General features: G+C 60.6%; 15 protein-coding genes and 2 pseudogenes. 11 read left to right on the top strand and 6 right to left on the bottom strand.

Annotated features, from left to right (window positions below; translation table 11 throughout):
• The first annotated feature begins 318 nt into the window (after nucleotides 1–318).
• The 11 genes and pseudogenes from FHT86_RS34435 to ehuA all read left to right on the top strand — a co-directional run bounded on the left by FHT86_RS34435 (nucleotide 319) and on the right by ehuA (nucleotide 8,926).
• A complete protein-coding gene (locus FHT86_RS34435) occupies nucleotides 319–573 on the top strand; it encodes a type II toxin-antitoxin system Phd/YefM family antitoxin (RefSeq protein ID WP_133704264.1) in 255 nt (84 codons plus the stop codon).
• The gene (locus tag FHT86_RS34430) at nucleotides 573–998 is read left to right on the top strand and encodes a type II toxin-antitoxin system VapC family toxin (protein ID WP_133704376.1); all 426 of its coding nucleotides are present in this window, start codon (nucleotides 573–575) and stop codon (nucleotides 996–998) included. The genes FHT86_RS34435 and FHT86_RS34430 overlap by 1 nt, the downstream gene beginning before the upstream one ends.
• Nucleotides 999–1,254: 256 nt before the next feature.
• Nucleotides 1,255–1,382, top strand: a pseudogene (locus FHT86_RS34425) (3'-5' exonuclease); the annotation flags it as partial.
• 181 nt (nucleotides 1,383–1,563) lie between these two features.
• Complete coding sequence (gene eutB, locus FHT86_RS34420) at nucleotides 1,564–2,538, top strand: hydroxyectoine utilization dehydratase EutB (RefSeq protein WP_133704377.1); 975 nt, start codon at nucleotides 1,564–1,566, stop codon at nucleotides 2,536–2,538.
• Nucleotides 2,538–3,554 (top strand): ectoine utilization protein EutC, encoded by a 1,017-nt coding sequence (gene eutC / locus FHT86_RS34415; protein ID WP_133704265.1) that lies wholly within the window; start codon nucleotides 2,538–2,540, stop codon nucleotides 3,552–3,554. The genes eutB and eutC overlap by 1 nt, the downstream gene beginning before the upstream one ends.
• On the top strand, nucleotides 3,551–4,729 hold the full coding sequence (gene doeA / locus FHT86_RS34410; protein ID WP_133704266.1) for an ectoine hydrolase DoeA: 1,179 nt from the start codon (nucleotides 3,551–3,553) through the stop codon (nucleotides 4,727–4,729). The genes eutC and doeA overlap by 4 nt, the downstream gene beginning before the upstream one ends.
• A gap of 9 nt (nucleotides 4,730–4,738) precedes the next feature.
• A complete protein-coding gene (gene doeB / locus FHT86_RS34405; RefSeq protein WP_409527643.1) occupies nucleotides 4,739–5,758 on the top strand; it encodes a N(2)-acetyl-L-2,4-diaminobutanoate deacetylase DoeB in 1,020 nt (339 codons plus the stop codon).
• A 102-nt stretch (nucleotides 5,759–5,860) separates the two neighbouring features.
• Nucleotides 5,861–6,718 carry an ectoine/hydroxyectoine ABC transporter substrate-binding protein EhuB gene (gene ehuB, locus FHT86_RS34400; RefSeq protein ID WP_133704268.1) on the top strand — a complete coding sequence of 286 codons (858 nt, stop codon included), beginning with the start codon at nucleotides 5,861–5,863 and terminating at the stop codon, nucleotides 6,716–6,718.
• Nucleotides 6,719–6,810: 92 nt separating this feature from the next.
• Nucleotides 6,811–7,476 (top strand): ectoine/hydroxyectoine ABC transporter permease subunit EhuC, encoded by a 666-nt coding sequence (ehuC, locus tag FHT86_RS34395; protein ID WP_133704269.1) that lies wholly within the window; start codon nucleotides 6,811–6,813, stop codon nucleotides 7,474–7,476.
• Nucleotides 7,473–8,165, top strand: coding sequence for an ectoine/hydroxyectoine ABC transporter permease subunit EhuD (gene ehuD / locus FHT86_RS34390; protein ID WP_133704270.1), 693 nt, complete (start codon nucleotides 7,473–7,475; stop codon nucleotides 8,163–8,165). Before ehuC ends, ehuD begins: the two co-directional genes overlap by 4 nt.
• Entirely contained in the window at nucleotides 8,162–8,926 is a 765-nt protein-coding gene (ehuA, locus tag FHT86_RS34385) for an ectoine/hydroxyectoine ABC transporter ATP-binding protein EhuA (RefSeq protein WP_133704271.1), read from the top strand. The genes ehuD and ehuA overlap by 4 nt, the downstream gene beginning before the upstream one ends.
• Nucleotides 8,927–8,974: 48 nt before the next feature.
• Here ehuA and FHT86_RS34380 read toward each other — a convergent pair whose 3' ends face one another.
• From FHT86_RS34380 to FHT86_RS34355, 6 genes and pseudogenes are all read right to left on the bottom strand, one after another.
• The gene (locus tag FHT86_RS34380) at nucleotides 8,975–10,405 is read right to left on the bottom strand and encodes a PLP-dependent aminotransferase family protein (RefSeq protein ID WP_133704272.1); all 1,431 of its coding nucleotides are present in this window, start codon (nucleotides 10,403–10,405) and stop codon (nucleotides 8,975–8,977) included.
• A 149-nt stretch (nucleotides 10,406–10,554) separates the two neighbouring features.
• Complete coding sequence (locus tag FHT86_RS34375; RefSeq protein ID WP_133704273.1) at nucleotides 10,555–11,934, bottom strand: aspartate aminotransferase family protein; 1,380 nt, start codon at nucleotides 11,932–11,934, stop codon at nucleotides 10,555–10,557.
• Nucleotides 11,935–11,967: 33 nt separating this feature from the next.
• Complete coding sequence (locus tag FHT86_RS34370; RefSeq protein WP_133704274.1) at nucleotides 11,968–13,464, bottom strand: NAD-dependent succinate-semialdehyde dehydrogenase; 1,497 nt, start codon at nucleotides 13,462–13,464, stop codon at nucleotides 11,968–11,970.
• Between the two features lie 120 nt (nucleotides 13,465–13,584).
• Nucleotides 13,585–14,079, bottom strand: a complete 495-nt coding sequence (locus FHT86_RS34365) for an Lrp/AsnC family transcriptional regulator (RefSeq protein ID WP_133704275.1) — start codon at nucleotides 14,077–14,079, stop codon at nucleotides 13,585–13,587.
• Nucleotides 14,080–14,106: 27 nt separating this feature from the next.
• Nucleotides 14,107–14,310, bottom strand: a pseudogene (locus FHT86_RS34360) (transposase); the annotation flags it as partial.
• A 301-nt stretch (nucleotides 14,311–14,611) separates the two neighbouring features.
• Complete coding sequence (locus tag FHT86_RS34355; RefSeq protein WP_133704277.1) at nucleotides 14,612–14,980, bottom strand: hypothetical protein; 369 nt, start codon at nucleotides 14,978–14,980, stop codon at nucleotides 14,612–14,614.
• Nucleotides 14,981–15,036 lie beyond the last annotated feature (56 nt).

Here is a 15,036-nt window from a genome sequence, read left to right as displayed (position 1 = left end):
AGATCGCCTCGAAATCATGATCCAGGTCGGCGATCAGGCTGGTCATCGCATGACATAGCCGTCCAAGGTGTCGGTGTTCTGTCACCGTGGATCGACGCCAAGGGCGCGGTTCCTCAGGCCGAAAAACTTGTGTGGTCAAGGCGCCTCTAAGGTCATGAGGGGAACTGCGATCAAGCAGGAGTGACAAGCGAAAAAGCCGTGAAGCAGGGTGAACCTTCTCCAACCCGCCATTGATGTCCCACAGCGGCTATTCATCTTGCAATTCGAGTTCACGCGAATTAAATGTGGTTACGTAACCACAAATATTGGAGACTTGGTATGACCGTCACCACGCTTTCAGGCCGAGAACTCAATCAGGACCTTGGCCGCGCAAAACGCGCCGCCAAAGAAGGGCCGGTGATCATCACCGACAGGGGACGGCCTGCGCATGTCCTCTTGTCGTTCGACGAGTACAAACGGCTTACCGGCAAAATGCGGACCCTTGGTGACATGCTGGCTGCGCCGGGGGCGGAAGACGTTGACTTGCCGCTCCCGCAGCGCACGGAACATGCCCGGCCGGTTGATCTGTCATGATGTTGTTGCTCGATACCAATGTCGTGTCCGAACTGCGCAAGGTTGCGAGCGGCAAAGCGCATCCCAATGTCGTGGTATGGAACGAAACCGTTGATCCGGTCGAAACCTTCATTTCGTCTGTGGTCCTGCATGAACTAGAGATTGGCGTCCGGCTGGTGGAGCATAAGGATGCCGTCACGGGGAAGGTGCTGCGCAACTGGCTGGAGAATACAGTTCTCACGACCTTTTCCGGTCGTATCCTGCCCTTGGACGAGGCGGCGGCCATTCAGGCGGCCCAATGGCATGTGCCGGATCCTAAACCGATCAACGATGCCTACATCGCGGCTACGGCGCTCACTCGGCGTATGAAGCTGGTAACGCGCAACATCAGAGATTTCGATGGCATGGGCGTTGCACTCGTGAATCCGTGGGATCTCCCAGTATAGCGTCATTACGGATCGTCAGCCCCGACGGTGGAATCCGATCGCTGGTCCAGTGGGAGGCTGACGCACCCGCTCCTGCGCCCCGTTCCGCGCCGCTGCCGCTTGTTCGATCGCCATTCGAACAATACGCGAGGTCAACTTCTGCCGGCCCCTGTTCGGGCGGGCGGATCGTGACGAGGATCCGACTGCCGTCTTTCGGCGCGGTTGCATTGAGGAGCCAGCGGCCTGGCCCCGTCCATCATTTTTCCTCCTGCCTTGCTGCAAAGCCTGGGCCTACTCGGTCTCCGAAATCGATTGGTCGGCATCTGGCTTCGAAGGGACCAAACTCGGCTACCTGATCGGGAGGCGGGCTATTTCCATGAGGGCCATCGCGCGGTCAACGACTGCTTGCCGCCACAGAAAATCCGGCATGATAGACCACTTCAAAATTGTAATGAAACAATATTCAGATTGACATGATCTTTTGTCTCTTTCACGCTGATGTCATGAACATTGGTTGTGAAAGAGATGAATTCGTGCTGACGTCGGTCACAGTATTTCCAAAGCAACGGACTGTGCGATGACGGCAATGGTGACGTTGCCCGATATCGAAGAGGCACGGCGACGCATTGTCGGACACGTTGTCCGCACGCCGTTGCTGCGGTCGCAAGCGCTCTCCCGCCAATCCGGCGCGCCCGTGTTCCTCAAGTTGGAAAACCACCAGAAGACCGGCAGCTTCAAGCTTCGGGGAGCAACCAATGCGATCTTGTGCCTGGACGAGAAGGCACGTTCGCGCGGATTGGCTACGGCCTCCACGGGCAATCATGGCAGAGCCGTCGCGCATGCCGCAAGGACACTGGGGGTGCGGGCGACCATTTGCTTGTCGGCGCTTGTTCCTGCCAACAAAGTCGAGGCGATCCGCAGCCTCGGGGCCGAAGTCCGTATTGTCGGCCACTCTCAGGATGATGCCATGCGCGAGGTCGAGCGTCAGGTAAGCGATGAGGGCATGAGCTTCGTGCCGCCCTTCGATGATCCCGGCGTGATCGCCGGCCAGGGGACCATCGGGCTCGAGATCGCAGATGGTCTGCCGGACGTGGCGCTTGTCCTCGTGCCTTTGTCGGGCGGCGGACTTGCCTCCGGTGTTGCCGCTGCGATCAAGGGCAGGCGGCCGCAAGCCAGAGTAGTCGGCATATCGATGGAGCGGGGAGCGGCGATGGCAGCGAGCCTTGCCGCCGGCACGCCACTCGAAGTCCGGGAGGTTGAAACCCTGGCGGATTCCCTGGGAGGCGGCATCGGGCTCGACAATCGCCTGACGTTTGCGATGTGCCGCGACCTTCTCGACGATGTGATCCTGCTGAGCGAAGACGAGATAGCGGCGGGCGTCCGGCATGCGGCGACGGTCGAAGGCGAGATCGTCGAGGGCGCGGGTGCGGTCGGTATCGCAGCGCTGCTTGCCGGCAAGATCAGGCCTGACGGTCCGACGGCGATCATCGTTTCCGGCGGCAACATCGATCCGGTGCTCCATCGCAAAATTGTCGACGGCATCAAAACGGGGGTGGCGTGATGGCGCGCGTGCTTGTGCTGACGGAAACCGACCTGCGCAGGATTGTGCAGCTTGATGCCGACGCGATCGACTGTGTCGAACAAGCCTTTGCGGCCCTGGCGACCAAGGCGGTGGAGATGCCGCCGATTATGAGGCTCGATATTCCGGCTCATCGCGGTGAAGTCGACGTCAAGACGGCCTATGTGCCGGATCTCGACAGTTTCGCGATCAAGGTGAGCCCGGGTTTCTTCAATAATCCGTTGCTCGGCCTACCCAGCACCAATGGATTGATGATGCTGCTGTCGGCACACACCGGTCTGGTCGAGGCACTTCTGCTCGACAACGGTTATCTGACGGATGTGCGCACGGCGGCGGCCGGCGCCGTTGCCGCAAGACATCTTGCCCGCGCGGATGCCCGGATCGCGGCAATTCTCGGCGCCGGCATGCAGACGCGCTTGCAGCTTCGTGCGTTGACTTTGGTACGGCCGATCGAGACGGCCCGCATCTGGGCCCGCGATGCGGAAAAGGCCAAACAGGTTGCCAGGGAGCTGACGGTCGAGCTCGGGTTTCCCGTTTCGGCCGAGGCTGACGCCGAACGGGCCTGCCGGGGCGCCGACATCATCGTCACCACTACCCCCTCGGACAGGCCGATTGTTGCCGCCTCCTGGCTGGAGCCGGGCCAGCATGTCACTGCCATGGGCTCGGATGCCGAGCACAAGAACGAGATCGATCCGGCGGCGATCCTGCGCGCCGCCCCCTACGTCGCCGACAGCCTGAAGCAGACCCGCCGGCTCGGCGAACTGCATCATGCTATCGCCGCGGGACTTGTGAGCGAGGACGCAGCCTTCCCCGAACTCGGCGCCATCATCTGCGGCCAAGCGGCCGGCCGCCGGTCAAACGAAGCGATTAGCCTTTGTGATCTGACCGGCACCGGTGTCCAGGACACTGCCATTGCCACGCTTGCCCACCACCGCGCCGTCTCGGCCGGCGCGGGCCAAGCGATTGAAACGACAAAAGCATCAGGAGAACCAGCGTGAGCGAACCGACACTCAATTTCACCCGGTCCGAATATGCCGATCGGCTTGCCAAGACGCGGCGCGCCATGGAGAAGGCTGGTATCGATCTCGTCATCGTGACCGATCCGTCCAACATGCATTGGTTGACGGGCTATGACGGCTGGTCCTTCTACGTGCATCAGTGTGTATTGGTGCCCGGCTCCGGCGAGCCGATCTGGTATGGGCGCGGTCAGGATGCCAACGGTGCGAAGCGCACGGCCTATCTCAGCGACGACAACATCATCGGCTATCCCGATCACTACGTGCAGTCGAACGAGCGCCACCCGATGGATCTGCTGTCCAAGATCATCGAGGAACGCGGCTGGGCCAAGGCCTCGATCGCCGTCGAAATGGACAATTACTGGTTTACTGCGGCAGCCTATGCCTCCCTGGTCAAGCACCTGCCGAATGCACGCTTCAAGGACGCTCAGGGGCTTGTGAACTGGCAGCGCGCCATCAAGAGCCCGACCGAGCTCGACTATATGCGCAAGGCCGGCCGCATCGTCGAGGCCATGCACAAGCGGATCGTCGAAAAGGTCGAGCCGGGCATTCGTAAATCCGATCTCGTCGCCGAAATCCACGATGCCGGGATCCGTGGCACGGATGGCTTCGGCGGCGACTATGCCGCGATCGTACCGCTCCTGCCATCGGGCGCCGATGCCTCCGCGCCGCATCTGACCTGGGACGACAGGCCGATGAGGAGCGGCGAGGGGACCTTCTTCGAGATCGCCGGTTGCTATCGCCGCTATCATTGCCCGCTGTCGCGAACCGTCTTCCTCGGCCAGCCGACCCAGGCCTTTCTGGATGCCGAGAAAGCAACGCTCGAAGGCATGGAGGCCGGTCTTGCCGCGGCCAAGCCCGGCAATGCCTGCGAGGACATCGCCAATGCCTTCTTCGCGGTGTTGAAGAAATACGGGATCGTCAAGGATAACCGCACCGGCTATTCGATCGGTCTCTCCTATCCGCCGGATTGGGGCGAGCGGACCATGAGCCTGCGCCCCGGTGACCGCACCGAGCTGCAGCCCGGCATGACCTTCCATTTCATGACGGGTCTCTGGCTTGAGACCATGGGTATGGAGATCACTGAGAGCATCGTGATCAAGGAGACCGGTGTCGAATGCCTGTCCAACGTGCCCCGCAAACTGGTCGTGAAGTGATCACCTGAGATGAACAGCATGACGATGATCAAACGCCCATCACTCGTAACGCCGACCGTCGATTTCGACCGGGACGGCGTCCAGCATGGTCACCTGCGTCTGCCCTGGTCGCGTGACGATTCCGCTTGGGGCTCGATCATGATCCCGATCTGCGTCGTCAAGAACGGCGACGGCCCGACGGCGCTTCTGACCGGTGCCAACCACGGCGATGAATATGAGGGGCCCGTCGCGCTCTTCGATCTCGCCCGGACGCTGAAGGCGGAAGAGATCAAGGGGAGGGTCATCATCGTCCCGGCGATGAACTATCCCGCCTTTCAGGCGGGCACTCGGACGTCTCCGATCGACAAGGGCAATCTCAACCGCAGTTTCCCCGGCCGGCCGGATGGTAGCGTGACTGAAAAGATCGCCGATTATTTTACCCGTTACCTGCTGCCGCTGGCAGATATCGTGCTGGACTTCCATTCCGGTGGTCGGACGCTCGATTTCCTGCCCTATGCCGCCGCTCATGCGCTGCCGGACAAACGGCAGGAGAAAGCCTGCTTCGACGCCGTTGCGGCGTTTTCCGCGCCCTATTCCATGCGCATGATCGAGATCGATGCCGTCGGCATGTACGACACGTCCGCCGAGGAAATGGGCAAGGTTTTCGTGACGACCGAGCTTGCGGGTGGCGGAACTATATCGGCCCGCTCGGCTTCGATCGCCAAGCGCGGCGTCCTGAACGTCTTGAAGCAGGCCGGTATCGTCGCCGGCGCGCTGGATACTGAAGCAACGCAGTGGCTTGATATGCCGTCCTCCGATTGCTTCGTCTTTGCGGAAGCGGATGGCCTTTTCGAGCCCGTGAAGGACCTTGGCGACGTAGTTGCGGCCGGGGAGATCATTGCGCGTGTGCATCCGATCGGCCGTACCGGGTCCATGCCGTTTGAACATCGGGCGGCTCTCGACGGTGTCCTTGCTGCACGTCATTTCCCCGGCCTCATCAAGACCGGAGATTGTCTGGCTGTCGTCGCAACGCTGACGGACGGCACCTGAATTGCCGTGTCGCGACAACGCGGCGCGCATCGCAACCCGTTACGGCAAAGAACCGGAAAACCGGACAGCCGATGGCGGAATTTAACCACAGAGGAGTGAACTATGAGATCGAATTTTTACCGCAGCCTTGCCGCCATGGGTCTGACCATTGGCCTAGCCACCTCCGCCCATGCCGCCAGCCTCGAGCAGATCAAGAAGGATGGCTACATCCGTGGCGCCAGCGCCAATGAGGTTCCCTACAGCTATATGGACGAGAGCGGCGCTGCCAAGGGCATCGGTCCTGATGTTGCCGCTGCCGTGCTGAAGTCGATGGGCGTGAAGGAAGTCGACTGGACCGTCACGCCGTTCGGCTCGTTGATCCCGGGCCTGAAGGCCAAGCGTTTCGATTTCGTTGCCGCCGAGCAGAACATCCTACCGGAACGCTGCAAGCAGGTGCAATTCACCACGCCGAATTCAAGTTACGGTGAAGGTCTGCTTGTGCCAAAGGGCAATCCGAAGAAGCTGCATTCCTATGAGGACATCAAGAAGGATCCGTCTCTCAAGGTGGCGATCGTATCGGGCGCCGATCAGCTCGACTTCTTCCACGGCCTCGGCATTCCGGACTCCCAGATCGTCATGATCCAGGCCAATGCCGATGCGCTCTCGACCATCCAGACCGGCCGTGCCGATGCCTATGCAGCAACGGAGCTGACGGTCGCCAAGCTGGTCCAGGGCGGCACGAATGTCGAGCACGCGGAACCCTTCACCGATCCGGTCATCGAAGGCAAATCGGTCAGAAGCTATGGCGGTTTCGATTTCCGGCCCGATGACAAGGAGCTCTACAAGGCGTTCAACACCGCGCTCATCGCCTTCAAGAAGACCGATGACTACAAAAAGATCCTGATGTCTTACGGACTTAGCGCCGAAAGCGTCGAGGCCGCGCGGACCAAGAACACGGAAGACCTGTGCGCGGGCAAGTGAGACAGGCGGTATCCAGATCGGCTTGGTCCTTGCCCGTGGGCAACGGCTGGGCCGATCAGCTCCTTGCATCTTGCGGACGGAGGTGACCGGACATGAGCTGGACGCATTATCTTCCGGCGCTGCTGAAGGGCGCAGAGGTGACGGCCATCATCGGCGTCACATCGATGCTGCTCGGCGCAATCTTTGCCTTCGCCGCCGGCATTGCGAGGTTCGCCGGCGGGCGCCTGCTTTCCTGGATCGCGCTGGTTTATATAGAAATATTTCGCGGCACATCGCTCCTGGTGCAGCTCTTCTGGCTCTATTATGCGCTGCCGCTGATCGGGATATCCTTCGATCCCGTCACGACGGGCATCGTCGGCCTGGCGTTGAATATCGGTGCCTATGGCGCCGAGGTTGTGCGCGGTGCACTGCAATCGGTTCCCGATACGCAACACGAGGCGGCGCGCGCGCTGAACTTCGGGCAGGGGCAGGCGCTCTTCCATATTGTATTGCCGCAGGCGGTGGTGGAGATGATGCCGCCATTCGGCAATCTGGCCGTCCAGAACCTGAAGGACACGGCGCTGGTGTCGCTGATCTCGATCAGCGATCTGACCTTTCAGGCGCAGCAACTGCGCAACATCACCTTGGACAGCGTCACGATCTATTCGCTGACGCTCATCGGATATTTCATCATGGCGCTTATCCTCGTCGTCTTCATGCGCTGGCTCGAGATGATCCTTCGCCGGGGCGCCGCCTTTCCGGGGAGGGCGCCGGCATGATGTATGGCTTTGCCTGGGATACGTCCTCGACACTCTCCTTCGCGCTGTCGATCCTGCCGATCCTCGGCATCGGATTGATCGTGACGCTGGAGGCGGCGGCGGCCGGATTTGCGATCGCCCTGGTTCTGGGCCTGGTGTTCGCGCTGTTGCGGCGCAGTCGCTTCGTAGCGATCTCCTGGCCGACGGCTCTCGTCATCGAATTCCTGCGCGACACGCCGCTGCTCGTCCAGCTCTTCTTCCTCTATTACGTTTTGCCGATCTACGGGATCGTCCTACCGGCCTTTCTCACGGGAGCGCTGGCCCTCGGCCTGCAATATTCGGCCTATACGTCGGAAGTCTATCGCGGTGGCCTGGACGCCGTGCCGCGCGGCCAATGGGAAGCGGCGACAGCCCTTAATCTGGGGCGCGGCCTTATCTATCGGGACATCATCATCCCACAGGCGATTCCCCGCATCATACCGGCCATGGGCAACTATCTCGTCTCCATGCTCAAGGAGACGCCGGTTCTGTCTGTCGTCACCGTGGTCGACATGCTGAACCTTGCCAACCTCATCGGCGATCGGACCTTCGAGTATCTGGTACCGCTGTCTCTCGTCGGCCTGATCTTTCTCATCCTCACGCTCGTCTGCTCGGCGGCCATTCACTGGCTCGAGAAGACGCTGCCGAAAAACGGAATTGCTTTGAGATGACCGAACCCCTGATCCGCTTTGACGACGTCACCAAGCGCTACGGCGATTTTACCGTGCTCGATGACTTCTGTTTCGAGGTCGCACCCGGTGAGAAGGTGACGTTGATCGGGCCATCGGGCTCGGGCAAATCGACGGTTCTGCGCATCCTGATGACGCTCGAACCCTTCCAGGAAGGCACATTGCAGCTTGCCGGCATGTCCTATCATCAGGAAAACGGCCGCGGACGGTTCCGCGCCAGCGAGGCGCATCTTCGCCAGATCCGCACACATGTCGGCATGGTGTTCCAGAGCTTCAATCTGTTTCCGCATATGACCGTGCTGCGCAATATCGTCGAGGCGCCGACGCGGGTGCTTGGACTGGGGCGAGCGGAGGCGGAGGCTCGCGCCATCGAGCTTTTGCGCATGGTCGGTCTTTCGGAGAAAAAGGATCAATATCCAAGCCAGCTTTCCGGCGGCCAGCAGCAGCGCGTCGCCATAGCCCGCGCTCTTGCGATGCGCCCACGGGTCCTGCTGTTCGACGAGCCGACCTCCGCGCTCGATCCGCAGCTCGTCGGCGAGGTGCTCGGCGTCATCCGCGATCTTGCCCACGAGCACGATCTGACCATGTTGCTGGTGACGCATGAAATGCGGTTCGCGCGCGAGGTATCCGATCGCGTCTGCTTCTTTGACAAGGGCCGCATTTGCGAAGAAGGCAAGCCCGAACAGATTTTCAGCACGCCGAGGGAAGACCGCACCAAGGAGTTTCTGCGTTCCGTCCTGTGACCAAAAAGGAACCGAGATGTCGACCGTATCTCCGCATCAGGTTTGTTTTTAAGCGATCGATCCTACGTCGAAAATGGGAGGCAATTGCTCGAAGGCGCCGCGAACCGTTTCGAGCGCCGAGCGAAGGGCCGAGTGTGACAGGCGGCCGCCAAGACAGATACGAATTCCGCCGACCGGCCGCTCCCCGCCGGCAATGAACGGATCGGACGGCGTGACCGCTACACCTTTGCGGGCCAGCGCGCGGACAAGTCCCTCCTCCGTCCAGCGCTCGGGAACCGAGAGCCACGCGCAGAGCGACAGAGGATGGCTGCCTGCGACGACGGAACCCATCACCTCCGATACGATCGCCTGCCTTGCCTGGGCCTCGCTTCTCTGAACAGCAATCAGCGCATCGGCGGTACCATCCAAAACCCAGCGCGAGGCCATCTCCGCCACGACATTGGTGGCGCTCCATCCGGTGACGCGCAGGATCGATGCGACGCGGATGGAATAGTTGGCGGGAACGACGAGATAGCCGATGCGCAAGCCGGTCATCACCGACTTCGTAAAGCTCGTCACGAAGAAGCCGAGCTCCGGCAGCAGGTCCGGCATGGAAGGCAGGGGATCCCGTAACATCGGCTTGTAGACCTCGTCCTCGATGACGAAGACGCCGTGCCGGCGTGCAATATCGGCGATGGCGCGGCGACGCTCCGCCCCCATGACATGGCTCGTGGGGTTGCCGAGCGAGGGAACGATGACCAGGGCCGACACGTCGCCGACCGCGCAGGCGGTTTCGAAGGCTTCCGGCAAGATGCCTTCGCGATCGGTCGGAAGGCCGCGGAGCGTGAAGCCCAACACGTTGGCAAGGCCGATAATGCCGTGATCAGTCAGGTTCTCGGTCAGGACGACCTCGCCGGGCCGCACCACCGAGGCCACGGCCAGGAAAAGGCCATGAGCAGCCCCATTCGTGATCAAAATGCGATCGGGATCGGCATCGACCGACAGGCGCGCCAACCAGGCCTGCGCCGCGGTGCGATGCGCATCGAGGCCGGCGATCGGCCGGCATGGCCGCATGAAACTGCTGTTGTCGCTGTCGGCGAGAGCCTGCATCAGTTCGCGCGCCGATCGCTCATGCGCTTCGGTATAGACGGCCCGGATGATCGAAAGGTCGGCGCTGCCGCTCGGATCGCGGTCGAGCATGAAACTGTCGGCGCGTTCGGTGATGCGGCTGCGCACGAAGGTGCCGCGACCCACTTCGCCACGCAGATAGCCGCGCCGCTCCGCTTCCTTGTAGCTGAGGCTTACAGTCTGAACCGAAATCCCCAGCGCATGGGCGAGAACGCGGTGTGTGGGCATCCGTGTATGAACCGGCAGGATACCTTCGTCGATATCGGAAATGATCTTGTCGGTGAGCAGCTTGTGCTTGGTCACGCCCTTGCGATGCTGAAGGACGGGTTTCCAGACATCGCTGTGCTGGCCTTTTGAATCATGACGAAGCATGGATTGATCCGGTACAATTGCAGGACATCCATGTACACCATCCAATGCGGCATGGCGATGACCAAGCCAATACGCTCGGTCCGTTGTCAACAACGGACTGAGCGATCCTCATGTGGGCCTGCAGCGACTATTGTCGGCCAAGCGTTGCGTCAGAGATTTGAGAATACGCTTCTGATCGCATCCGCCGCAGCCTTGACGACGATATCGGCTTCGTCGCGCGTCAGGCACAAAGGCGGTGCAAAGCCGAGAATGTCTCCCTGCGGCATGGCACGGCCGATCACGCCGCGCTCAAGCAGAGCCGACGCCACTTGGGGGCCGATCTTCTTCGCCGGATCGAAAAACGTGCGGTCGTCCCTGTCTTCGACGAATTCCACCGCAGCCATCAGCCCATCGCCACGGACCTCGCCGACATGCTTGTGATCGCCGACGGCCTTGGCAAGCTCGGATCGGAAATAGGCGCCGGTCGAGCCGGCGTTCTCGACGATGCGGAGTTCGTCGACCAGTTCGAGATTGGCGATGCCTGCGGCCGCGCAGATCGGGTGGGAGGAATAGGTCCAGCCATGACCGATGGCGCCGAGTTGATCGGAACCTTGCACGAGCACCTGCCACATCTTGTCGGAGACGATGCTGCCCGAGAGTGGCGCATAGGCCGAGGTCAGGCCCTTGGCGATGGTGATCAGATCCGGCTTCATGCCGTAATGGTCCGAGCCGAACATCGTCCCGAGCCGGCCGAAACCGGTGACGACCTCGTCGGCGACAAGCAGGACGTCGTACTTGTCGAGCACGGCCTGGATCTTCTGCCAATAGCTCTTCGGCGGAGGAACGATGCCGCCGGTGCCGAGGATCGGTTCGCCGATGAAGGCGGCGACCGTTTCCGGATCTTCGGCCAGGATCATTTCCTCGAGCTTGTCCGCACAATATTGGGCGAACTGTTCCTCACCCATCGATCGATCGGGGCGGCGGAAGAAATAGGGAGCCTCCGTATGGAGAATGGGGTCGCGCGGCAGGTCGAATGCCTTGTGGAAAAGCTCAAGGCCGGTGAGGCTGCCGGTCATGACCCCCGATCCGTGATAGCCGCGCCAGCGCGATATGATCTTCTTCTTTTCCGGCCTGCCGAGGATGTTGTTGTAGTACCAGATGAGCTTGATGTTCGTCTCATTGGCGTCTGAGCCGGAGAGGCCGAAATAGACGCGGCTCATGCCTTTGGGCGCCCGGTCGATGATCATCTTGGAAAGCGTGATCGACGCTTCCGTGCCGTGTCCGACATAGGCGTGATAATAGGCGAGATTCTTCGCCTGTTCGGCGATGGCGTCGGCAATTTTCTGCCGGCCGTAGCCGACATTGACGCAGTAGAGGCCGGCAAAGGCATCGAGGCTTTTCTTGCCGTTGGTGTCGATGATGTAGACGCCTTCGCCGCCGCCGATGATGCGGGTCGGCGTTTCACCGCGGGCATGCATACCCATATGGGTCGAGGGATGAAAGAAATGATCCCGGTCCCACGCGTTCAGTTCGTTCCGCTTGTCCAACATGATATATTCCTTGTGCTGAAAGTGGGTGGCCCGTCAGGCAGCCGTGTCGATGCAGAGATATTTGAGCTCGGTGAAGGCCTCGATGCCATGGCGCGAGCCTTCCCGGCCAAGACCGGATTGCTTCCAGCCGCCAAAGGGGACCGGTCCGCCGGTGATCTTGACGCGATTGATTGCCACCATGCCGTAGTCCAGCGCCCGGCCGAGGCGCATCTGGCGTGCGCCGTTTTGCGTCACGACATAGGCGACGAGGCCATATTCGGTATCATTGGCACGGGCGACGACTTCGGCCTCGGTATCGAATGACATCACCGCGGCGACCGGGCCGAAGGTCTCCTCATGTATGATCAACGCATCTGGCGATGGATTTACAAGCAGCGTTGGTTCGAAGAAGAGCGATCCTGCCTTATGGCGCTTGCCGCCGGCGGCAAGCGTGGCGCCTCGTTTCAGCGCGTCGGCCACATGTTCCTCGACCTTCGCCAGGGCGCGCTCGTGCATCAGCGGGCCGATGTCGACGGCGTCTGTCAGTCCATCGCCGACCTTGAGGGTTTCGATCCGCTTGGCAAAGGCCGCGACGAAGGGCTCCATGATCGAGCGCTGCACGAAGATGCGGTTGGCGGCCAGGCAATCCTGGCCGGACGTCGCAAATTTGGCATTGATTGCGATGTCTACGGCGCGATCGAGGTCGGCGTCGTCAAAGATGATCAAGGGCGCATGCCCGCCGAGCTCCATCACCAGCCGTTTCATGGTCAAAGCGCACTGGCCGGCAATCAGTTTGCCGATGCCGGTGGAGCCGGTAAAGCTCAGTGCCCGCACCCGGGTGTCCTCGCAGAGGGCGCCGACAATGGTCGCCGCATTGCCGGTGACAACGTTGAAGACACCGGCGGGAAGGCCGGCACGCTCAGCGAGTTCGGCAAGAGCAAGCGCGGACAGCGGCGTTTCGGACGATGGATGGGCGACGACGGTGCATCCAGCGGCAAGGGCGGCTGCCGCCTTGCGCGTGACCATGGCGGAGGGAAAGTTCCAAGGTGTGACGATTCCAACGACACCCAATGCCTCCCTGCGCACGATCATTTCGGCGTCTGCCAGATGGCTGATGACGCTCTCGGCATTGATCCGCTTGGCTTCTTCTGCATACCATTCGATGAATCCGGCAGCGTAGTCGATCTCACCACGGGATTCGGTGAGCGGCTTGCCCTGTTCCAGCGTCATGATGAGGGCCAGATCCTCCTTCGCCGCGAGCATCAGCTCATACCATCTGCGCAGGATCGATGCGCGCTGCTGCGGCAGCAGCGAGCGCCAGGCTGAAAAAGCATCCGCCGCTGCGTCAATCGCCTCGAATGTCTCTTCCCTGCTAAGGCTGGAGACCCAGGCGAGGGTGGCGGCGGAGGCCGGATCGGTGACTTCGAAGCTCGAGCCGGTCTTGCCGGCGACCCAGCGGCCGCCGACATAGGAGAGATCGCGCAGTAGATGCCGGTCGTTCAGTCGTGACAGGGCTTCATGATAGGCGGGGCGGGCGCGCACTGCGGTCATCGGCAAACCTCTTTTTTCAGGTGCCGCGATGCTCTCACGAAACATCGCGAGAGATTGTCCATTGGTCGACGCCGGAAGAGAGGAAGGGCCCAAAACGAGGGGCGCCCGTAGAGAGATTATCTATTCGTTGCCAAGAGGTTCAGCGGAAAGGAGATTGGCAATTGGAAGCACGGTCTCCTCTTTCACGGTCTTTGTCACAATATACGTAAAATAACGCTCGATGCCGAGGTCGCGATCCAGGAGCCCATCGATCAGGCGCTGATAGGCGTCGATATTGGGCGTCATGATCTTCAAAATGTAATCGACGCCGCCGCCGACGGACCAGCAGGCGACGATTTCGGGAATGGAGGAGATTGCTCGTTCGAAACGTTCGAAGTCGCTCTGGCGATGGTTCGCAAGCGTAAGTTCGACCATGACGCTGGCGACCGCCGCGAGCCGGCGCGGCGACAGATGGGCATGATAGCCGGTAATGATCCCGGCCTTCTCCAGCTTGCGAAGGCGCAGCCAGCATGGGGTCGGCGAAAGTCCCACCTTTTCAGCGAGTGCAAGCTTGGTGATGCGGCCATCGCGTTGAATGGCGTCCAATATACGCAGATCGATTGCATCGAGTTTCATGTGGAGAACTGCTTGTGAATTAGCTGACTACTCAACCAATGCCATTCGATACCGGGACTTACAAGCGTACCCAGGAATTGAGTTTTGCGGGATTGGTCCCTGAAAAGTTGAGGCGGTCGAATCCTGATCGCAACACCGGCGGAGAATCTGGGCGAGCCGCTCTTTGCCGCCGCTGGAGTTTGCTCGTGGCTTGATGCCGGTCCAGGTGGACACATCCCGCCCTGTTCGAAAGTGCCGCGGCGCGGGTTGACATCCATAAAGCCATCACACTGCAGCCGCACATGGCCTCGCCACTGGTGTACGGCCTACGGCAAGCCGACGTCACTCATGCCGCCACACTCCTTGAAGGCAATAGTAGCAGTTCATCATCAGGGCAGAGGACGTTGAAGCCGTTCTGCGAGCAAATCACTGACCCAAAACACACCCACAACGAATAATTTCGGCGTCAGTTCTTTGAAGCGCCTGAGTTCTTCCTACACATGTCGGCGCTTGTTGCTCATCCTCGCTTAACCAAAGCTCTCGCGACCTATACCTAAAAAGCTGCTGCCGCCCTGCCAAAAACAAAGTCCGCTTCGGTCCCATCGTTGAGACGAACGCGGCCGGAGCCGTCAACTCCATTGGCTTGGCGAGTTGCAATGACGAAACCTTTGCGCCCGTCGGAGCAATTGACTGCCATAGAAATGGTAATAGAGGTGTCTAGCGCGTCGTACGTTCCGGAGCATTTTGCTTCCTTGCCTTTCAGCTTGCCGGCCACCACGAAACTGCCACCGGACATGGCGGCGGTCGAAGTACCACGCATGATATCGCCATTGCTGGAGATTACGGCAACAGGCACCGAAAAGGCGCACGACGACAGAATGGCTGCCAAGATACTGGCCGCTGCTATATATTTGAATTTCATAACATTTCCCCACAATACCAAGCGATTTATTCACGCATGGCGGGAAAGGTCAACAA

This window comes from Rhizobium sp. BK313, assembly GCF_014193655.1.
GTDB lineage: Bacteria > Pseudomonadota > Alphaproteobacteria > Rhizobiales > Rhizobiaceae > Rhizobium.
This window is presented reverse-complemented; position numbering and strand designations above follow the sequence as displayed.